Source organism: Parapedobacter sp. ISTM3 (assembly GCF_016533505.1).
Classification (GTDB): Bacteria; Bacteroidota; Bacteroidia; order Sphingobacteriales; family Sphingobacteriaceae; genus Parapedobacter; species Parapedobacter luteus.
Window position 1 is genome coordinate 316,509 of the sequence record NZ_JAENGN010000002.1, and the last position, 21,272, is coordinate 337,780.

The following is a 21,272-nucleotide window of genomic DNA, read 5'->3' on the forward strand; positions in this document are numbered from 1 at the left end:
TATATGAAACGTTATGCACTGGCATTGGACTTGAAGGATGAGGCTCAACTGATTGCCGAATATGAGCAACTGCACCGGAATGTGGCTCCGGAAATTAAACAGTCGATTACAGACTCGGGTATACTCCGGATGTCGATCTACCGGTTTGCCAACCGGATGTTCATGATTATTGAAACAGAAGACGATTTTTCGTTTGAAGATAAGGCCGCGGCGGATGCTGCAAATCCACTTGTACAAGCTTGGGAACAGCTTACCTGGAAGTACCAAAAAGCAATACCGGGAGCGAAACCGGGAGAAAAGTGGGTCGTAATGGATAAAATTTTCGATCTTAGCGTTAATGAACATGAAAACAGATAAGCAGCTTTTTTTACAGATACATCCGGCGGATAATGTGCTTGTAGCCTTGCAGGATCTTGCTCCCGGTACTGAAGTCGTGTTTGATGGCAAACGGTTTTCCGTGGTTAGTGGCGTAAAGGCTAAGCATAAATTTACGCTTGAGCCATTGGACGAAGGGGGTGAGATACGGATGTACGGCGTGCTGGTAGGGAAAACCGTGCGTGCACTACCGCAAGGCGAAACCGTCACGACGGAAAATATCCATCACGCCGCGAGTCCTTTTGAACTGCGGGAACGCAAGTTGGATTGGCAACAGCCCGACGTGTCGGGATTCGAAAACCAGATTTTCATGGGGTATCACCGCTCAAACGGCACGGTAGGTACCGCAAATTACTGGTTGGTCATTCCCTTGGTATTCTGCGAAAACCGTAATGTGTTGGTGATGAAACGTGCCTTGGAGGAAAAATTGGGATATAGTAAGCGGTCACGGGACTATGAGCCAGAAGTCGACCAACTGATTCAATTGTATCGCGCTGGCGCGACGGTGGAGGATGTTTTAAACGCCGATATCGCTATGGGTAAGACGCAAGGGGATGGAAAGCGGCTGTTTGAGCACGTAGATGGTGTTAAGTTCCTTAATCATGAAATGGGATGCGGAGGCACGCGGATTGATTCGGATGCCCTTTGCGGGTTGCTTGCGGGGTATATCACGCACCCGAATGTCGCCGGTGCCACGGTGTTGAGCCTGGGGTGCCAACATGCCCAAGCGTCGATTTTGCGCGAGGAGATTGCCAGGCGTGACCCTCATTTTGATAGACCGCTGTATATTTTTGAACAACAACTGCTGGGCACGGAGACCAATTTAATCCAGCAGGCCTTGAAGCATACCTTTGCCGGATTGATGAACGCCAACGAGCAGCGCCGGCGCCCCGCCCCGTTAAGCAAGCTATGCATCGGTTTGGAATGTGGCGGTTCGGATGGTTTCTCGGGCATTTCGGCGAATCCGGCACTGGGCTACGTCTCCGACATGCTGGTAGCGATGGGCGGCTCCGTGATCCTGTCTGAGTTTCCTGAATTATGTGGTGTGGAGCAGGAATTGAGCGACCGCTGTGTCGATGAACCTACAGCGCTGCGGTTTATGGAACTGATGAAAACGTACCATGCCAAGGCAGAGGCGGACGGATCGGGATTTTACGCCAACCCGTCTCCTGGTAATATCCGTGATGGATTGATTACCGATGCCATCAAATCGGCAGGGGCGGCAAAAAAGGGAGGGACCTCGCCGGTGACAGCGGTAGTGGACTATCCGGGTGTGGCGAACAAGCCGGGATTAAACCTGCTCTGTACACCTGGAAACGATGTCGAAAGTACGACAGCGGAAGTCGCTGCCGGAGCCAACGTCGTACTGTTTACCACCGGCTTAGGAACGCCTACCGGAAACCCAATAGCGCCGGTCATCAAGCTGGCGACCAACACCAAGTTGTTCGAGCGTATGCCGGATATTATCGATATCAACTGTGGCACTATCATCGAAGGGACGGAAACGATTGAACAGGTGGCGCATCGTATATTGCGTTTTGTTATCGAGGTGGCAAGTGGCAACGTGCAGCCCAAAGCGGTGCAACTGGGCCAGGATGATTTCATTCCTTGGCGCAGGGGGGTATCGTTGTAAGCGGTAGGCTGTTTAGGCTGTAAACGATGGCGTGCATTTTTTTTTGTTAGCTAATAGTAAATGAATATGTCAAATAAAAAATTAGCTGGAAAAACAGCGATTATCACGGGGGGAGGCAGTGGGATAGGACGGGCTATCAGTTTACGTTTTGCCCAAGAGGGGGCTGCTGTTCACATCTTGGAATTGAATACGGCTGTTGCTGGCACATTGGTGGAAGCGATCGGTGCCTTTGGTGGGCAGGCGAGTGTGCATTCCTGTGACGTAAGTAAGCAGGAAATGGTATGTGACGTGGTCAGGGGAATCGGCACTGCGGATATTTTGGTGAACAATGCGGGGATAGCTCATGTGGGTGATCTGGAGCACACCACGGAGGCGGATTTTGACCGGATTTATGCGGTGAATGTGAAAGGGGCATATAACGTCCTGTATGCCGTTGTACCCCTGATGAAAAAGCAAGGACGAGGAGTGATTTTAAATATGGCTTCCATCGCTGCTATTGTCGGGATTACCGATCGCTTTGCTTATTCTACCAGCAAAGGGGCCGTCCAAGCGATGACCTTGTCGGTTGCGCGTGATTACCTGCCATACGGGATACGCTGTAACAGCATCTCACCTGCGCGCGTGCACACCCCTTTCGTGGATGGGTTCATCGCGAAAAACTATCCGGGCAAAGAGGCTGAAATGTTTGAAACACTTTCCAAAAGCCAGCCCATCGGCCGTATGGCACAACCGGAGGAAATCGCGTCGTTGGCGTTGTACCTATGTTCGGATGAAGCGGGCTTTATCACGGGAAATGACTATCCGATAGACGGAGGGTTTGTAAAGTTGAATAATTAATTTTGATAACCATGAAACTGATTCGATACGGCGACCCCGGCCGCGAACAAATAGGGGTGCAGCTTGGCGACATAAACTACGATGTGTCTGCCTTTGGTGGCGACTATAACGAAGCTTTTTTTGAGGATAACGGCCTTGCTCGATTGGATGAATTTGTCAAAGCCAACGCGGACAGGCTCATACCGGTGCCGGAAGGTACGCGCTTAGGAAGCCCGATAGCCCGGCCTTCGAAAATCCTGTGCATTGGGCTCAACTACCGTGATCATGCCGAAGAAACCGGTGCCCAAATACCTACGGAACCGATTATCTTTATGAAATCTACCACATCGTTAAGTGGGCCTTATGACGATATCATCATACCCAAAAATTCAACGAAGACCGATTGGGAGGTGGAGTTCGGGATCGTGATAGGCAAAAAAGCAACTTACGTAGAAGAATCCGCTGCATTTGATTATGTGGCGGGATATGTGCTGCACAACGATGTTTCCGAACGTGAATTCCAGTTGGAGCGCGGAGGTACATGGGACAAAGGCAAGGGGTGTGACACGTTCGCTCCGATAGGCCCTTTTCTGGCGACAAAAGACGAAATCGAAGATATCAATAACATCAGGCTTTGGCTTACGGTGAATGGCAAAACGTACCAGGACGGCAATACCAAAAATTTGATTTTCAGCGTACCATTCATTATCAGCTATGTAAGCCAGTTTATGACCCTGTTGCCGGGGGATGTCATATCCACGGGCACCCCGGCAGGCGTGGGATTGGGTTTTAACCCACCCATTTATCTCCAACCCGGTGATGTGGTGGAGTTGGGCGCTGACGGGTTAGGTGTATCCCGCCAGACGGTAAAAGCTTATCAAAGCTGATAGATTTCGAATTCAAACGATGAAACGTATTGACGCACATCAGCACTTTTGGAAATACCAACCCGTAAGGGATGCCTGGATAACCAATGATATGGCGCCGATTCAGTGCGATTTTTTGCCGGTCGATTTGAAGCCGGTATATGACGCCAATGGTATATCGGGGTGTGTAGCTGTACAGGCCGATCAATCGGAGGCGGAAACGTTGTTTCTGCTGGATCTGGCCGACCGGTACGCGTTTATCGAAGGCGTGGTTGGCTGGGTGGATTTGCAGTCGGCCAATGTCTCGGAACGCCTGGCATACTTTAGCCAATACCCCAAACTAAAAGGGTTTCGGCATATTGTGCAAGGGGAGGAGGATCCCCGTTTTTTATTGCGCCCGGCGTTCCTGAACGGCATTGAAATGCTGGCCGGCTACGGTTATACCTATGACATACTCATCAAGCCCCATCAACTGGAAGCGGCGTTGGAGTTTGTCGGGTATTTTCCTAACCAGCCATTTGTGATTGATCACTTGGCCAAACCGTATATCAAAAGCGGAGCTCGCCAACCTTGGGCAGTGCAGATGGAGGCGATGGCCCGACATGAACACGTGTACTGCAAACTTTCGGGGATGGTTACCGAAGCAGACTGGAACGACTGGAAGCCCTCGGATTTTGGGTATTATGCACAACACGCCATGGAGGTGTTTGGACCTCGCCGGATGATGTTTGGTTCGGACTGGCCGGTTTGCTTGGTTGCGGCCGACTATGCACAGGTGCTTGCGTTGGTGGACGGCCTGGTTGGTCGGTTATCACCGGCCGAACAAGAGCGGGTATGGTATAAAAATGCCGTAGACTTTTATAAATTATAACCATCATGAATTTAAATTTGAACGATAAAATAATCATCGTAACGGGGGGAGCTAAAGGCATCGGCAAGGGCATCGTGTTGGCCTTGGCTGCCGAGGGAGCGATTCCGGTGATTGTAGGGCGAAAACAGGCCGATAATACCGCGGTGCAGCTTGAAGTGGAAGCAATGGGCGGGCAGGCACTCAGCGTAGAAGCCGAATTGACCCGTCCGGAGGATTGCGAACGCGCTGTCAGCGAAACGCTGGCCCGGTTTGGACGTATCGACGGCTTGGTGAATAATGCGGGTGTAAACGATGGGATCGGCTTGGAACACGGCAGTTACCAAAAGTTTGTGGATAGCTTACATAAATCGCTTATCCACTATTACCTGATGGCTCATCATGCACTGCCAGCCTTGAAAGTAAGCCAAGGCAGCATCGTCAATATCAGCTCCAAAACCGCCGAAACCGGACAAGGCAATACGTCGGCTTATGCCGCGGCTAATGGAGGCCGCAATGCACTGACACGGGAATGGGCCGTGGAATTATTAAAATATGGGATTCGTGTAAATGCGGTGATTGTGGCCGAGTGTTTTACGCCCCTGTACGATGCATGGATTCGAACATTGCCTAACCCTGACGAGATGTTGCGGAAAATTACCGAACGAATTCCGCTCGGACAACGGATGACCACTGCCGAGGAAATAGCGAACATGGTGGTGTTTTTGCTGTCACCTTGTTCGAGCCACACCACGGGCCAGTTGATCCACGTGGATGGCGGGTACGTGCATTTGGATAGGGCGCTTTAAAGACGTGGGGTCCGGCCGCTTCGCGACTGATGCAGACATCCTTTGCAAGTCACGCTGGAGATGACCATGGTCGGGATGCAAACCAAGGCATGTTGTATTATGGACAGCATGCATATGTGCGTGCCAGCGGATTGGTTATATGATTTCAAGGAAACCGTATTCGTTCGAACCGAATAACCCTTCGATGTCTTCCTTGTGTCTGATTAGTAATTGCTCCAAAAAGACATTGCTTTGGTTGCCCGTCCTTAATAAAACCACTTTTGGCGGAAAACCCTTCACATTGGCAAGATTGAGAAAATCATCATCATTGGTAACGATGATTAAGTCGTTAGCCAAAGCATAATTCCAAATATCAATGTCTTTGGCAGGTACGGTGAGGCCGATATAATCTACGTGTAAACAATCTTCAAAGTAGACTTTAAGTTTGTTTGATAAACGCCAGGACAAGTTTGCATCCAAAAGCAGTTTCATGCTATGCGGCTACAATTCTGATGAAGGCTTCCCGGTTGGCGGCGAATGCAAGTGCAGCCCGAATGTGCTCTTCTTTCAATAGTGGGTAGTCTTCAAGGATTTCAGCATTGGTCATGCCGGAAGCCAGCCATTGGAGAATATCAACAACAGCAATACGCGTACCCTTAATACACGGCTTTCCGAAACGGATGTTAGGATCGATTGCGATATAGGATGAAAACTGTTCCATGATGTAAAAATATAAAAAATTTCATTAATGTCCAACACCTTTTCCCTGGACCTAAAACGGAATCTTTTGACCTATGTGGATAACGCTCATAAAACAAGACCCGATTGCCCTGACCAGCGTAGTCGGCTATCATTAGCGGATGCTTTACTGCGACGGACGGCTAACCTTTAACAGAATGAGTCAGGTTAGACGTTTGTTGAGCAAACGGAAATCTGCTGTGAGGAAACGGCCGGAATGCCAAGAATCCGCGGGAGGTCGTAAGTCGTAAGAATACGAGCTGAATCTTCTTCGTACCCGGGGTTATTCAATAACGACGCCCATCTTGCTGAATTTATCGATGCGTTCGGAAACCAGTTGGCCGGCTGGCTTTTTCTGCAAAACAGCCAGGTCTGCAAGCACTTGTTGTTTGACCGATTCGGCGATTTCTGCCGGATTGTGATGCGCCCCGCCCAATGGTTCGGGAATAATACCATCGATAAGACCATTATTCAGCATATCGGCGGCTGTCAATTTGAGGGCCTCGGCAGCCCGTTCTTTGTAATCCCAGCTACGCCACAGGATGGAGGAACAGGATTCAGGCGATATGACCGAATACCACGTGTGTTCAAGCATATACACCTTATCACCTACGCCGATACCTAATGCACCGCCGGAAGCGCCTTCACCGATAACAATACAGATGATCGGTACTTTCAGGACAGCCATTTCCAAGAGGTTACGGGCAATGGCTTCGCCTTGCCCCCGTTCTTCGGCTTCTATGCCCGGATAGGCGCCCATGGTATCAATCAATGTGATGACCGGCTTATTGAATTTCTCGGCCAATTTCATCAAACGCAAGGCTTTGCGGTAGCCCTCGGGATTGGCCATCCCGAAATTCCGGAATTGCCTTTCCTTCGTATTCTTGCCTTTCTGATGACCAATGATCATGACGGGCTGGCCGCCAATGGTGGCAAAACCGCCGACGATGGCTTTGTCGTCTTTTACATTCCGGTCGCCATGTAGTTCAATGAATTGTTCACAAATCTGACTGACATAATCCAGCGTCTGGGGCCTGTCGGGATGACGCGACATCTGCACTTTTTGCCAACCAGTCATATTGCTATATATTTGGTGTTTGGTTTTTTCCAATTTATCCTGCAACTCCGTCAACGTAGCGCTCATATCCACTTTGGTCTTGTCGGCTACTTGGCGCACTTTTTCGATCTGTAGCTGCAGATCTGCAATGGGTTTTTCAAAATCAAACGTTGTCTCCATAAATGCCTTTGCAAAATCAGGCCGCTAAGTTAGGGAATTGTATTGATTATTTAAAAATGTGATCGGTAGTGGTCAGTGATTGCCCGTCACTTATCGCCTACCACCAGCAATGGCTTGGTTTTTGTGTACCTTTGTCCTGTTAGTACGAGGCATTATTCAGTCATGCGTATGATTAGAGCAACTACGTTATCTTTTTATTTTTTTTTCGTGTCGGCGTTTTCGGCCATAGCAGAAACCTATCCAGAAGTACTATTTGAAAACAGTGTGTTGCCGGGGAGCTATGCCTACAGTCAGGTGCATTACGAAGGCGGAAGCTGGATGGAAAATGTCGGTGGCAGGTTGCCGGTGTCGGATTCGGTGTATTTCACGCCCGGTAATGCGTTGTCTTTGAAGTATACAGCTTCGCCGGAGGGGCACTGGTATGCGCAGATCGACTATCCCAACAGTTCAAATCACTATCAACCAAAAGCGGATGACGTGCTAACGTTCAAGCTGTTTGTTGCGTCAGATACGGAAAGTGGCGCGTTGCCCAGAATAGCTTTGCGGCAGAAGGATACGCTTAGCAATTTCATAGATTTGGCTAAATATGTGGTTGACTTTCAGCAAAACATGTGGCTGAATGTACGATTGCCATTGCGGGTTATCGGCGGCTTGCGCATGGATGAGGCAATCGACGGTGTGCGGTTTTCTCAGGGGACGGGAGACAACGGCACCCACTGGCTATACATCGATCAGATTGAATTTCTGCCCGCTAAGCCGCCACGTGTGAAGCTTTCGTCGCCAGCCGTGTTATCGACGGCGAAAGCGTACGACAGGCATGTGGACCTTACCTGGCAACTGCCGCTCACCCCCAGCATACGGTACATTAAAATCTATCGGTCAGAAGACAACACGCATTTCGAGCCTGTCGCTATCCGGCCTATTTTTGTGCAAAAATGTACTGATTTTGTGCCTCATTCAAATAAAACGTACTATTACAAGATAGCCTGGGTAGATTATGATTACCTCGAATCGCCATTTTCCAATATCGTGGAGGCTTCGCCGGAAACGTCCAGTGATGAGGCGTTGTTGGATGCTGTGCAAGCGGCACATTTCAATTACTTCTGGGAACGGGCGGAAGTAAACAGCGGCATGCATTCGGCACATTTCGGTACGGATGACGCCACGGTTTCCGTGAAAGAAACGGGCTTGGGCATTTTGTCATATATCGTGGGGGTTGAACGAGGGTTTGTGTCACGTTCGTTGGTCAAAAGCAGGCTCCAGCGTATCGTGGATTTTTTGGGTAAAGTAGAACGGTACAACGGGGCGTACCCCGCTGAGCTAAACGGCCGTACGGGCAAAGGAGTCTTTGCGGTCGATACCATTCCCGTGGCAGACCTTAAGGCCACGGCATTCCTGATGCAGGGATTGCTGGTCGCGCAGCAATATTTTCAGGCGGATAGTGACGATACCGACTCGCTGACTGAAAAAATTGATTCCTTATGGGCGGGCGTAGCCTGGAATCAATTTGCCATCGAAGGGCACGAACATATTTTACTTGACCGCTGGTCGCCCGTTACCGGATTTACGGAAGCTTCACCATTAGGCGGCTTCAATGCCGACTTTATCTGTTATATACTGGCGTTGGCTTCGCCCCAGTTTGCACTTGAACCGGATGCTTATGCCCGGGGGTTGGGGGTACGGAGGACACTGGTGGATTCGACCCAGGCCTTGGCCCTGGCAGACAACCGTGTTTTTTCGGTGAAGATCCGCGAGGGAAGCGGCCCTTCATTACCCAGCTATCTGGAATTTCCCTATACTTCGGACAGTACCGTGTATGGTTTGCCAATAGCCGTTGGAACGGTCGATACCTCATTGCTGGAAGCATACAAGCCGTTTTTGGCGTTTGATCCGAGGAATAAAAAAGACAGGTTCACCAATTATTTCGTCAACAACGTCAATCTTGCAAAAGCGTATCAGCGGCGTGACAACGAGCATCAATGTTGTGGGTTTTCAAAAGATATCTGGGGGATGGAAACACGCTCGGATACGACTGATACCTTGGTGGCGGTTAATCCCGCTATCGCATCGGCCACTTATGGTTACCTGCCGGAGGATGCTATGCGGTCCATCCGGGCATTCTACCATCAGCTTGGGCCTGCGCTGTTTACGGAATATGGATTCCGCAAATGGATTGCGATCGGTGAAAACACGCTGGCAGATGAATACGACGCCATGAATCAGGCGGCGGTAGTGGTGATGATTGAAAATGGACGCAGTGGATTAATCTGGGATTTGTTTTCCGATCATCCGGACATAAAAAAGGTTATTGAAAATCATTTTTCAATTGAGTAGTTTTTTTATTTTTACGTCATCCAATTCTCAACATGAAACGATATAGCATTTTTACGTTTGTATTCATTATTTCTGCCGCGGTGTTTTCCTGCAAAAACAAACAAATGGCAGTCAATCCAGGGGCTCAAGTAACCGTTGACGGTACGCAGGATGGCCTGAAGCATGTGCAAAGCAATTTTGAAGATGCTGCAATGACCGATCGGGGCATTATGGTCACGTTTGATGCGGACGTGCTTTTCCCGCTGAACTCTTCTTATTTGACCGACCAGGCGAAAAATGAACTGGACAAATTGGTGGCGCTTTTGAACGACTATCCCGGGGCGACACTCATTGTGGACGGGCATACCGATGCTACGGGGACAGAAACGTATAACCAGTGGTTGTCTGAAAAAAGGGCCGAGTCTGTAAAGAAATATGCTGTCGAAAAAGGATTGGACGAAACCCGAATTACGACGAATGGGTACGGCCAGTCTAAACCTGTGGCCCCCAATAACACCAAGGAAGGCAGGCAACGAAATCGCCGGGTTGAGGTCACCATTGTGACAGCGAAGCCATAGTAGTAGCTTCTTAAAATTGCATTTTCAATTCGGACGCCTTGACGGCTTGGCCATAAAACCTTCCGGCCCGTTCTTCAAAATCTGCTGCGTTGTCTGTCGTAAAGAAATGCGTGCGGCCATTCTTCGTGCAAAGCATTTCTACTTCCGCATGGCGCTTGAGGTAGTCGGCCAGACTATCGGCCACCAGACCGCCTTGCGGTAGGATTTGGATAGATGGCGGCATGAAACGTCTGATGAGCGGCAGGAGCAACGGGTAGTGCGTACAGGCTAATATGACCGTGTCGATATCGGGAGATTGATGGAGTAGCCGCTTGATATCTGCCTCGACAAAATAGGCGGCGCCCTCAGAATCCAATTCGTTATTTTCAACCAAGGGAACCCACATCGGACATGCTTGCTGGAACACCGTTATGTCGGGAAAAAATTTCCGGATTTCGATCGGGTATGAAGCGGACTTCACCGTTCCGGGGGTTGCCAGGATACCGACATGGCGTGTCGAGGTGTGAAGACCGATTACTTCGGTTGTGGGGCGGATGACGCCCAGAACCTTGCGCAAATCGGGGCAATGGGGCAAGTCTTTTTGCTGGATGGTGCGGAGCGCTTTGGCCGAGGCCGTATTGCATGCCAAAACCACTAAATGGCATCCCATACTAAACAGGCTTTCGACGCATTCCTTTGTATAGGCATATACGGTTTCAAATGACCGCGTGCCATAAGGCACGCGGGCGTTATCACCTAAATATACGTAGTCGTACTGCGGCAGTTTCTTCACGATTTCCCGGAAGACCGTCAATCCGCCATAACCAGAGTCAAATATACCTATGGGCCCCATTTTTTTAGTAGTCGGAGGTCACTCAACCCCGTTTACTTCAGCAAATATGGCTTTTCTTTGTAGGTTTTCCATAAAAATTCGCCAAATAGTGTGTTTGCCCATGCAAACCATTTACGGGTGAACCGTTTCGGATCATCTTTATGGAACGACTCGTGCATAAAGCCGGTATCACCGTGGGTGTTTTTTAAGGTCTCGATACAGGATTTTATCTCTGCATCGTTAATAGCCGTCAAACCCCGCATGGTGATGGCCATGGGCCAAATCATGTCTCGTCCGATGTGTGGCCCGCCAATACCTTCCGCGGCCGAACCTTTAAAGAAAAACGGATTGTTTTCGGAAAGTACGTAAGCGCGTGTCCGTTGGTAAATCGGGTCGTTGACATCCACCGCGCCGAGATAGGGAAGCGATAGGAGGCTGGGTACATTGGCATCATCCATCATCATGTAACTGCCAAACCCGTCGACCTCATAAGCGTATATCCTTCCATGCATCGGATGGTCTACGATGCCGTATTCCTTTACGGCATTTTCCACCTCATTGGCCAAGTCAAGCATTTCCGTAGCGAGCGCTTGTTCATTGGCAAGGTGAGCGAGCATTTCTGCTGATTGGCGCAGACTCACCACCGCAAATAGATTGGAGGGGATGAGAAACGAAAAGACAGTGGCATCGTCACTGGGCCGGAAGCTGGAACAGATAAGTCCTACAGGGTTGACAGGGTACCCGTATCCGTCTACCTGCAACGTATCCGATCCGCGTGCGGTGGTCCGTTCAAACCGATAAGGCCCCAGGCTGTCTTTGCGCTGCTGTTCCTTGAACGTTTTCAGGATATTCCGCTGGGCGGTCACCCATTCCTTACCAAACGGAGAGGTATCCTCCGTAGCTTTCCAATACGCGTAAGCCAGGCGGACCGCATAACAAAGGGAGTCGATTTCCCACTTGCGCTCATGGATGCCCGGCTTCATGTCGGTGTGGTCACTGCCCCATTCACCCACCTTGGTGGGGTCGTTGTAGAACGCGTTGGCGTATGGATCGATGTTGATGCATTGGCTCTGTTTATTGACCAGACCTGCGACCAGCCGTTGAAGGCTTTTGTCGGCAGCCATAAAAGGTAGGTAAGGCCAGACCTGTGCGCAGCTATCGCGGAGCCACATGGCGTCGATATCGCCGGTAATCACATAGGTGTAAGGCTTGCCGTCCTTGTCTTCGGGATAGACGGTGGTATCAAGCGTATTGGGGAAACAATTGCCAAATAACCATCCGAGTTCTTTATCTCCCACTTGACGTTGGAATTCTTGAATAGCCTGCTCGATCGCTTCGCTGGAGAAGTGCCGCTCGTTGGGCGATACACGTACCGTCGGAAATTCCTGCGCGTTGGAAGCCATCGAAAACTTACTTGCCCAAAGCCCCGCGCTTAACATCGCTGTGTTTTGAATAAATGTTCTTCGTTTCATGATACCTGGTTCATTTATGGGTACTGCAGATTCATCTGCGCCGATTTCAGTGCCGCAATATGCAAAAAAAACTAATACCAAGTAGCTGCCAATTCGTTTTAGCTGCGCGACACCTACTATTTGAAATGTCCTAGAGGCTTTTTGTTTTATGGATTTTTGCTTTTTTTTTGTAAGTTAAGAGCTTGAAATTTTAAAAAAGATAATGCGGATTGGTTAGTTTTGTTGAGTGGTAAGTCAAAAAAAAGTGAATTTATTGGTTTTATAATGAATGTGTTGGTTTTTGTGGGTGATGTGGTTGTTTTGTTTGTGTGATAAGTCTTGTTTTTTTGTTTAAAGTTGGTATTTTTTGATTTTTTCTTTGAATTTGTGATATTTATAAGGAAATTTATAGTAAGAAATGCGGTCGTATTTTTAGTTGTTGAATTATTTAATCAATTTGTTATGAAAAGTCAATCGTTTTTTAAGTATTTCGTTTGTTTGTTTGTTTGTTTGTTTGCCGTTATCGTTTATCGCTTTCGGTCGGTCGGTCACTGATGCCGAAGCGGCGTTAATTAAACGTTCAGATTCCCAGCTTTCGGCCCGATACGAAATGGTTCTGTCAAGTAAACCGATTTCAACCACGGCTGAATACAGCCAACCTGATGTAAATGTTATATCCCTTGAAGATTGTACGACGAATATCCTTCTGCAATGCTGTCCCGCGGATGATGTCACAATTGTAGAGCTCACAGCTGACTGTGGTAGCATCGATGAGCTAGCAGGCTGGATAATTGATGGCTTCTATGGTGATTGCACGGAAGAATGTGATGCGGGATAATTAAACCAACGTCGCCAACTGGGGAAGGAAACCCCATGCCGCATTTCTTTTTACTACTAAAATGAGCATTATGAGGATTATCAGCCGGTTTTTACTGTCTTTAATACTGTGGTTAAGCGTCTTCATGTCACGCAGTGCCGGACAACCATCGTCCGGTCAGGTTACTTATATTCAGCAGCATATTATCGAAATCATCGGCTCCACGGACTATCAGGGTGAGCTGCACTTTCAAGGCGGGAAGACGCATTATGGCTATGCGACAATACCCCAAACTCGTGCCCAGCGCGATACGGTGGATGCGCAGGGCAATCGATATGCCATTCCCTTTATGACGATAGGTATTCAGCGAACCGGAAACGAGGTTTATGCCGACTACGCCGCCAAAGAACTGATCGTCGCCGAACGCGTAAAGGGGGAAACGTTTATTTATAACGACACATTGCCGGGCATCCAGTGGGAACTGATCAACGAAAAAAAGGCAATCGGCAATTTCACCTGCCAAAAAGCGGTAGGCACGTTCCGTGGCAGGACATATGATGCGTGGTTTACACCGGATATCCCCCTGCCGTACGGGCCATGGAAGCTGGGCGGCCTGCCGGGCTTGATTTTAGAGGCAACCACACGGGATGGTGAGTTGTCATTCCTGTTTGAACAGATCGCCATCCCGGCTGAAGGGGATGTCGAGATTACGCCGCCGAGTAAGGGGGTTCGTTTTGCGGATTTCAAAACCTTCAGGGAGGAAGCGGACAAATTTGTCGAAGAGTCCAATAAGGCTGCGCAAATAAAGTTTGAAAAGATGATCCGTGAACGCGCGCCCGATGCTAATGCCCGGATAGGGATGCCGCGAACCCTTCGATTCCTCATCGAAAAAACGTTGAATTGATTGGGGTGGATGAAGAATTGGTTTTCGCTTTTTGCTGTTTTACTCATGTTAGTTTGCGCCAAAGGGCAAACGCTATCCTTATCAGGGACTGTCAAGGACGGTGCCGGACAACCGATACCGAACGCGTCAATTATACTGATGCAAGCGGATTCTGCGATTGTGGCGTTTAGTAGTACAGCTACGGATGGCGTCTTTAGGGTAGCAGTGAAGGACACATCTGCGACCACGATTTGCGCGAGCATGCTGGGCTTCAGGCGAACCTGCATAACGATCGATGAAACGGTAAGGAAGACTGGCTCGGCGAATTTTGTCCTGACGCAAGAGGAAAAGGTCTTACAGGAAGTGAACGTCAATGCCAGGGCCGCCATCCGGGAGCGTGGCGACACGGTAGTTTATCGCCTGGAAGCTTTCACTAACCAGACGGAGCGCAATTTGGAGGAAGCACTGGCAAAGTTGCCGGGATTTCGCGTGGATGATCAGGGGCGGATATCCGTGAACGGGAAAAATATTTCCAAGATCAATATTGAAGATGATGATTTGGTGGGTACGGATTATCAGCTGCTTTCCAAGAATCTTTCGGCAGCTGTGGTTGAAGATGTCGAAGTGGTGGGAGGATATTTAGAAAACCCGCTATATAAAGGCATCTTAGATTCCGACGAAATTGCGCTGAATCTGCGGCTGAAAGACAAGGGCCGGAAATTGCTGTTGGGAAGTGTGGAGGCCGCAGGCGGCGTTCAAGGCAAGTATGATATTACGGCAAATGGTATCGTGCTTGCTAAAGTGCTCAAAGCCTATCTGCTGGCTAAAGGGAATAACGCTGGGTTCGAGGTCGGTGTTCCTCGTGGCAACGCCGGAGTAAATACTGCGGGCGATGACATCCGCCTGACAGAAGAAAATACGGAGCTGTTGGATATTGGTGTCGTTGCCACGCCATTGGTGAATAGGCAGCGGACGCTATTCAACAACGGGCGGTTAGGTTCGCTGAATGCAGTGAGTAACCCTGCGGATAAGTTGTCTATCCGGGTTAACTTTCAGGGCTATGCCGATGGCAATCGAGTCACGTCCCATTCCCTGTCGCGTTACTTTTCCCAAGGTGATACGACCGTGTTTGATGAACACGCAGTGTATGGCAACGACCCACTTCAGTGGTCAGGGGGCATCGATGCGACGTATCAAATAACATCCGCAAGTCTATTGAAAATCCGGTACACGGGTCTGCATATCGAACACGACGAAAACACATCGATAATACTCAACGAAAATGCCGTATTTCAGGGCTTGCAGAGCGGGCAAGACAGGCATCTCGTACACGCCGATTACTCCGCGCGCATCGGTACGGCGTCTATCATACAGGTTCAATCGGCATACCTTCGGAACAGCTTGAATCAACGGCTAACTGTTCCAACATATGCGGCGGTTGAAGCGAATGAAGGGAGTTTTGACTATCCGATGGCTCAACATTACCTGAGTCCGTTTAGTGGCTTTGCCCTGACGACCAAATGGACATCCCGGCTAAACAATGGATTTATGTACCGAGCGGTGCTTAGCTACCGGTATGATCAGGAAGACTTGGAATCACGGCTATTTGAAGACGACAATCCAACCGCCCGGCAGGCTGCATTCAGCAATCAATATACTAGGAAGACGCACCGGTTAGGCGCGAATGTCGACGGACGTCTACGCCTTGGGCCTGTTCAGGTTTACGGAGATTTGGGTGTACACCATGACGCTGCACAACTTGCGGATAGGCTTAACGCAAGTTCTGATTTTAACCAGCAAGCATTTTACTTGGCGCCAAATGTAGGTGTACAGTGGTCGTTTTGGCGTCGGCATCGGCTCTCAGTGAATTACACCTATAACCGGCAGCTGGCACCGCTCCGCAACCAGTATAGCGGCTTTATCTTTACCAACTACCGAAATGCACGCAATTACGAAACCACGCCTTACATGCTAACGAATCAAAACGTCGGCTTGCGCTACACTTACCGTTTTCCATACCGTCAGTTTTTTGCCAACGTGTATCTTTATCATGGTGTAACCAATAATGCACTGCAGTCAACCATTCTTTACGACCCGATCTATTTGTATAGCACTGCGTATCCAAGCCGTGAAACCCTACCATTTTCCGGTATGCGTGTGGGGATTGATAAAATGTTATCCAAACTTAATCTGCTCACATCGCTGTCCAGCAACGTGACGCGGTATCGTTACATCAATCAAGTCAATTCTTACACTGAAAGGCAAGTAAATGCTACGACGGTGAGCAATGAGTTGGCATTGAATTCCAGTTTTAACATCCCCTATAACCTCGTGTTTCGGCTGCGGAATTCCCTGCAGCTAAACCGGACAACCGTTGGAAAAAGTGAGCAACGAAATAACCAGTCCAATTGGCTGGTTAGCCTGCAAAACACATGGAGGCTTAGCAATAGCATGTTGGTCACGCAATCGCTGGAATATTATCGCTGGGTGCGCAGCGAAACAGACAACAATTACCAAACCCTGTTCCTGGATTTTGGGGCAAAGTGGGACGTTATCAAGGACAGGCTTGCCTTCACGGCCAATGTGCGGAATGCGCTGAACCAGCAGCGATTGGTTGTTGTCCATGTGTCTGACTATAACAATGTGCGCCGGGATTTCGCCTTACAGCCCCGAATGCTCCTGTTTGGAGCCGCTTACCGATTTTAATCCATAATATGGCTTAATTCTTGGATGGCAATGTTATCTTTGTTGTCTGATTTTTTCATATGATAGAACGTCTATACGATAATTGCATACGGACGGTGTCCGTCGTGATATTAAGTTGTGCGGTTTATATCGGAAACGCGCAATCAACCTATCAGCCTTATTCTTATCAGTTTTACCAGAAACTCAATAACGTATTGTACCATAGCGATACAAGGCTTCATACCGCGTTGAAACCGCTCATCATTGACAGCGCGTTGCAGCCGCGGTATGATTCGTTGATGCAGTTGGGTGTGACCGAACGGACTTCATGGTGGGGCCGCAAGCTGTATAATGAGCATTTGATTGATATCAAAAAAGACGATCACACGTTTTATGCCGATTTTCTGCCTGATTTTCAGCTTGGGCGTGATTTTGCCGGCGGAGGTCGGACGACCTGGGTAAACACCAGGGGTGCACAAGCGGGCCTGACCATACAGGATAAGTTTTTCCTTTATGTGAATTTTTTCGAGAATCAAGCGGTGTTTCCGCAGTACCTGAATGCTTATGTTTTTGAGCAAGCCATCGTTCCTGGTCAAGGCCATGGCAAGACGTCCTACTCCAACCCGAAGATGAGCGACTGGATGTATTCTTCGGCGGTATTGTCGTACACCGTAAATAAATACCTCAATGTTACGCTGGCCTACGACAAACAGTTTATTGGCGATGGATACCGTTCGATGCTGCTGTCTGATGTTTCATCAAACTATACGGCGTTGAAGCTGACCGGAAATTTGGGAAATGTCCAATACTTAAGTATGTGGACGTACATGATGGATCCCATGCATCCGCGTTCGAATACGTATGACCCGATTACCGGTTTGCCGACACGGGGCGGCGACAACTGGAAATGGGGGGCTTTCCAATACCTGGATTGGAATGTTGACAATAGGCTATCTGTGGGCTTATTCCAATCGGTCGTGTGGGGAGCCAAAAATGCCGCGGGGCGGCGGGGGTTTGATTTTAACTATTTTAACCCGGTTATTTTTATGCGACCGGTGGAACTGACCAATACATCTTCTCCGGACAAAATGCACCTGGGATTAAATGCCAAATACAAAGCCCTGAAGAACCTATCGGTGTACGGGCAGTTCCTTTTGGGGGAATTCGTGGCCAAGAATTTCTTCTCAACCAACGGGCATGTGACCAACAAATGGGGGGCGCAACTTGGTTTTCGTGGATTTGACGCTTTTGGCATAAAAGATCTGAACTTCTTGGCAGAATACAATACGGCGCGCCCGTATACTTATGCGCACTTCGATCCGGCAAGCAACTACAGCAATTACGGGCAGCCGTTGGCGCACCCCTGGGGGGCCAACTTCCGGGAATTGGTGGGTATACTAAATTATTCATACGGCCGGTTTGATTTTTCATTCCAGGGGATATGGGGCCAGTTCGGTACAGATCCAGATGCCGAAGCGAATTTCGGCGGAGATATTTTCAAATCGTATCTGATACCGGCCAACGAGTATGGCAATTACATCGGCCAGGGAGTTAAAAACAATTTATTCTTTGCCGATGGGCGGGTATCCTATTTGTTTAATCCGAAATATAACCTGCGGATTGAAGCCGGTGCGGTATACCGCCGGCATGAAATCCCTGAATTGGGCAGGCATCCCCAGACGGGCATGATTACCCTGGGCTTGCGTGGCTCGTTCCGCAATTTCTATTATGATTTTTAAAACAGACTATTTTTTTTGATATTGCAGTATGAGCAGGATTACCATCATCAACGGCCCGAATCTGAACCTCTTAGGCATACGGGAAAAAAGCATTTACGGCGATCAGGATTTTACCACGTTTTTGGCGGCACTGCGAGACGCCTATCCCGCAGTGGCGTTGTCTTATTTCCAAAGCAATCATGAAGGCGCTATCATCGACAAAATTCATGAGGTCGGATTCGCAACGGAGGGTATCATCCTCAACGCCGGTGCGTACACCCACACTTCCCTGGCAATAGCAGATGCCATTGCGGCGGTAACGGCCCCGGTGGTGGAGGTGCATATTTCCAATGTGTACGCCAGGGAGTCCTACCGACATCATTCCTATTTGGCAAAAAATTGCAAAGGGGTTATTTGCGGTTTCGGGTTGGATGGTTACCGGCTGGCGCTGGAGAGCTTGCTAACAAGATAATTAAGCTCAGCAAGGCACAGCCTGCCATCACCGCGGCCATCGGTACCGTGGTTTCATCGTGAAGATAGCTTACCAAGGCAGATGATAGCGCGCCACAGCCCATCTGGATGCTGCCCATCAACGCCGAGGCGCTACCAGCCAGTCTGCTGAATGGGCTGAGCGCCAATGCCGATGTGTTGGGGAACACAAAACCTTGACAGCCCAAGAACAGAAAAATCAGGCCAATCATCACCAATAAATTGATATATCCGGTGACACAGAGGATAGTCAGGATGAGTCCGACGGATGATTGTGCCATCAACGCTATTCTGGCTATTTTCTCGCTGCTGTGTTTATTGAGCAACACGCTGTTTAACTGGCTTGCAACAATTAATGCTGACGCTATAAACGCAAATACCAATCCGTACTGCTTTTCGTTCAACCCATAGAGCGACACCATGACATAAGGCGATCCGGCCAAATAGGCGTATAGCCCCGAAGAGGCCAAGCCGCCGGCAAATGCGTAAGTAAAAAACTGTCTTGTCTTGAAGACCTGCCAGTACGATTGGGTAATGGGCCGGGGCATTAGCGACATGGTTGGATTGGGGCCTTTGCTTTCGGGAAGGAAAAAAGCGACTACGGCCAATATCAACGCCGTAATGACCGCCAATACGATAAAGATACCATGCCAATTCCAATGTGCGATGACGAAACTGCCCACGGTAGGGGCCAGGATTGGCGAAATACCGATGACCAGCATCAGCAGGGAAAAGACCTTGGCGCTCTCCGACGGTCCGAAAAAGTCCCTGACCATAGCGCGCGATGCCACCATGCCGCCGCAGCTGCCCAGTGCTTGAATAAAGCGGTACACCATCAGGTTGTCTGCGGAGTTGGTCAAGGCACAACCGATGGATGCTGCAATATAAATAACCAGCCCGACAATCAATGGTGGCTTACGGCCGAAACGGTCGAGCAGCGGCCCGTAAACGAGCTGGCCGGAAGCGATGCCGATGAAAAAAGACGTTAATGAGAGTTGGACGTGTGCTACAGTGGTCTTTAAGCTGGCTGCGATGGCATCGAAACCGGGCAAGTACATATCAATGGAAAAAGGGCCTACAGCCGATAAGAGTCCAAGGATAATGAAGGTAAAAAGACGATGCCTTGTTGTAGCTGCCATGCAGTTACAAAATTACAGCTTTGTTTCGGCTTTTTACTTGTCTTTATTCAATTGGTAGGGGCGCCTTTTAAGCATTTTGTCCGGGCACTTTGGATGCGCATAAGCAACCTGGGGGATGAACGGAGCGAGTCCTCCAGTTGCGTTGCGTATCCAAAGCTGCCCTCGGATCCCGCGAAAGCCCCTGTTCGGCCCGAAACCTGTCAGCACAGCTTACAGCTACCTATTGAGCCGGTCTGCCGACGGTTACGCTGTTTTCTTAGCTGGCCTGAATAAGAGGTAAATACCAACAGCGACGAAGGGCAGACTCAATAATTGTCCCATGTTGTAGGTCATCCCGTCTTCGAACGCTTCTTGGTTTTCTTTGACAAATTCAAGGACAAATCGGGCACCGAAGAGCAGGATCAGAAATAAGCCGAAAATGAATCCTGGTTTCAACACGGGCTTCTTGTGGTAGATATTCCACAACAAGACAAATATAAGCACGTAAGACAGGGCCTCGTATAGCTGTGCAGGATGCCTCGGGATTTGGTCTACACGTTCGAAGACTACGGCCCAAGGCAAATCGGAAGGTAAGCCTATGATTTCTGAATTAAAGAAATTGCCGATGCGTACAAAGGCGCCTGCCAACGGAATGACGATCACGAGCCTATCGGTAAGCCAAAGAAAATCGGTTTTCGTTTTGCGGCAAAACAGGAAAATGCCAGCCAAAATACCGATAGCGCCGCCATGGCTGGCCAACCCGTGGAAACCTGTAAGGGTAAATTTGCCATTGACATAGGTGTAGGGCAAGATCATCTCCAACGGGTGGTCTTTATAGTAATCGAACTCGTAAAATAAACAATGCCCCAAGCGGGCACCCAGCAAGGTACCAATGAAGATGTAGATACTTAACTGATCAAGCAATTCCTGTGACTTGTTTTCGCGTTGAAAGATACGTAGCATCAGGAAATAACTGCTGACAAAAGCCAGCAGGAAACACAGGGTATAATACCGGACCTCAAAACTGCCGATACTGAATATCTCAGGGCTTACATTCCAGTGAATGGCGCTTAATATGCTGTTTGTCATGGTTATTAAACTGTTTAGGC

19 protein-coding genes are annotated in these 21,272 nt (G+C 49.1%); 12 read left to right on the plus strand and 7 right to left on the minus strand.

Annotation, left to right across the window (positions count from 1 at the left end):
* The first annotated feature begins 3 nt into the window (after nucleotides 1-3).
* The 6 genes from JHJ32_RS04090 (at nucleotide 4) to JHJ32_RS04115 (ending at nucleotide 5,346) form a co-directional block, all read left to right on the plus strand.
* Nucleotides 4-357 carry an L-rhamnose mutarotase gene (locus JHJ32_RS04090; RefSeq protein ID WP_200120003.1) on the plus strand — a complete coding sequence of 118 codons (354 nt, stop codon included), beginning with the start codon at nucleotides 4-6 and terminating at the stop codon, nucleotides 355-357.
* A complete protein-coding gene (locus tag JHJ32_RS04095; protein ID WP_200120005.1) occupies nucleotides 344-2,008 on the plus strand; it encodes a UxaA family hydrolase in 1,665 nt (554 codons plus the stop codon). Before JHJ32_RS04090 ends, JHJ32_RS04095 begins: the two co-directional genes overlap by 14 nt.
* 66 nt (nucleotides 2,009-2,074) lie before the next feature.
* Nucleotides 2,075-2,845 carry an SDR family NAD(P)-dependent oxidoreductase gene (locus tag JHJ32_RS04100; protein WP_200120006.1) on the plus strand — a complete coding sequence of 257 codons (771 nt, stop codon included), beginning with the start codon at nucleotides 2,075-2,077 and terminating at the stop codon, nucleotides 2,843-2,845.
* A gap of 11 nt (nucleotides 2,846-2,856) precedes the next feature.
* Nucleotides 2,857-3,711 carry a fumarylacetoacetate hydrolase family protein gene (locus tag JHJ32_RS04105; RefSeq protein ID WP_200120007.1) on the plus strand — a complete coding sequence of 285 codons (855 nt, stop codon included), beginning with the start codon at nucleotides 2,857-2,859 and terminating at the stop codon, nucleotides 3,709-3,711.
* Nucleotides 3,712-3,730: 19 nt separating this feature from the next.
* The gene (locus tag JHJ32_RS04110) at nucleotides 3,731-4,561 is read left to right on the plus strand and encodes an amidohydrolase (RefSeq protein WP_200120008.1); all 831 of its coding nucleotides are present in this window, start codon (nucleotides 3,731-3,733) and stop codon (nucleotides 4,559-4,561) included.
* A gap of 5 nt (nucleotides 4,562-4,566) precedes the next feature.
* Nucleotides 4,567-5,346: an SDR family oxidoreductase gene (locus JHJ32_RS04115; protein ID WP_200120009.1), complete on the plus strand. Its 780-nt coding sequence runs from the start codon at nucleotides 4,567-4,569 to the stop codon at nucleotides 5,344-5,346.
* Between the two features lie 135 nt (nucleotides 5,347-5,481).
* On the opposite strand, the gene JHJ32_RS04120 is transcribed toward JHJ32_RS04115, so the two are convergent.
* The 3 genes from JHJ32_RS04120 to JHJ32_RS04130 form a co-directional block, all read right to left on the minus strand.
* Nucleotides 5,482-5,817, minus strand: a complete 336-nt coding sequence (locus JHJ32_RS04120) for a DUF5615 family PIN-like protein (RefSeq protein ID WP_200120010.1) — start codon at nucleotides 5,815-5,817, stop codon at nucleotides 5,482-5,484.
* A gap of 1 nt (nucleotide 5,818) precedes the next feature.
* A complete protein-coding gene (locus tag JHJ32_RS04125) occupies nucleotides 5,819-6,046 on the minus strand; it encodes a DUF433 domain-containing protein (protein WP_079716654.1) in 228 nt (75 codons plus the stop codon).
* Between the two features lie 300 nt (nucleotides 6,047-6,346).
* A complete protein-coding gene (locus tag JHJ32_RS04130; RefSeq protein WP_200120011.1) occupies nucleotides 6,347-7,300 on the minus strand; it encodes an acetyl-CoA carboxylase carboxyltransferase subunit alpha in 954 nt (317 codons plus the stop codon).
* 168 nt (nucleotides 7,301-7,468) lie between these two features.
* Here JHJ32_RS04130 and JHJ32_RS04135 point away from each other — a divergent pair, with 168 nt between their 5' ends.
* On the plus strand, nucleotides 7,469-9,634 hold the full coding sequence (locus JHJ32_RS04135; protein ID WP_200120013.1) for a glucoamylase family protein: 2,166 nt from the start codon (nucleotides 7,469-7,471) through the stop codon (nucleotides 9,632-9,634).
* 104 nt (nucleotides 9,635-9,738) lie between these two features.
* A complete protein-coding gene (locus JHJ32_RS04140) occupies nucleotides 9,739-10,191 on the plus strand; it encodes an OmpA family protein (protein ID WP_233632463.1) in 453 nt (150 codons plus the stop codon).
* A 10-nt stretch (nucleotides 10,192-10,201) separates the two neighbouring features.
* Here the strand turns inward: JHJ32_RS04140 and murI are convergent, their stop codons facing one another.
* Both murI and JHJ32_RS04150 read right to left on the minus strand, forming a co-directional pair.
* A complete protein-coding gene (murI, locus tag JHJ32_RS04145; RefSeq protein WP_200120017.1) occupies nucleotides 10,202-11,023 on the minus strand; it encodes a glutamate racemase in 822 nt (273 codons plus the stop codon).
* A 32-nt stretch (nucleotides 11,024-11,055) separates the two neighbouring features.
* On the minus strand, nucleotides 11,056-12,474 hold the full coding sequence (locus tag JHJ32_RS04150) for a glycoside hydrolase family 125 protein (protein WP_200120019.1): 1,419 nt from the start codon (nucleotides 12,472-12,474) through the stop codon (nucleotides 11,056-11,058).
* 887 nt (nucleotides 12,475-13,361) lie between these two features.
* On the opposite strand from JHJ32_RS04150, the gene JHJ32_RS04155 reads away from it, so the two are divergent.
* Genes JHJ32_RS04155 through aroQ form a run of 4 tightly spaced genes read left to right on the plus strand, consistent with a single transcriptional unit; the run spans nucleotide 13,362 to nucleotide 19,028 of the window.
* Complete coding sequence (locus JHJ32_RS04155; RefSeq protein ID WP_200120021.1) at nucleotides 13,362-14,174, plus strand: GLPGLI family protein; 813 nt, start codon at nucleotides 13,362-13,364, stop codon at nucleotides 14,172-14,174.
* A 9-nt stretch (nucleotides 14,175-14,183) separates the two neighbouring features.
* A complete protein-coding gene (locus JHJ32_RS04160) occupies nucleotides 14,184-16,859 on the plus strand; it encodes a TonB-dependent receptor (protein WP_200120023.1) in 2,676 nt (891 codons plus the stop codon).
* A 59-nt stretch (nucleotides 16,860-16,918) separates the two neighbouring features.
* Nucleotides 16,919-18,577, plus strand: coding sequence for a gliding motility protein RemB (locus JHJ32_RS04165; RefSeq protein WP_079716649.1), 1,659 nt, complete (start codon nucleotides 16,919-16,921; stop codon nucleotides 18,575-18,577).
* 28 nt (nucleotides 18,578-18,605) lie between these two features.
* Nucleotides 18,606-19,028 (plus strand): type II 3-dehydroquinate dehydratase, encoded by a 423-nt coding sequence (aroQ, locus tag JHJ32_RS04170; RefSeq protein WP_079716648.1) that lies wholly within the window; start codon nucleotides 18,606-18,608, stop codon nucleotides 19,026-19,028.
* Here the strand turns inward: aroQ and JHJ32_RS04175 are convergent.
* Nucleotides 18,967-20,184 carry a multidrug effflux MFS transporter gene (locus JHJ32_RS04175; protein ID WP_079716647.1) on the minus strand — a complete coding sequence of 406 codons (1,218 nt, stop codon included), beginning with the start codon at nucleotides 20,182-20,184 and terminating at the stop codon, nucleotides 18,967-18,969. The two genes, aroQ and JHJ32_RS04175, sit on opposite strands and share 62 nt — an antisense overlap.
* A 243-nt stretch (nucleotides 20,185-20,427) precedes the next feature.
* Complete coding sequence (lgt, locus tag JHJ32_RS04180) at nucleotides 20,428-21,252, minus strand: prolipoprotein diacylglyceryl transferase (protein ID WP_200120025.1); 825 nt, start codon at nucleotides 21,250-21,252, stop codon at nucleotides 20,428-20,430.
* Nucleotides 21,253-21,272 lie beyond the last annotated feature (20 nt).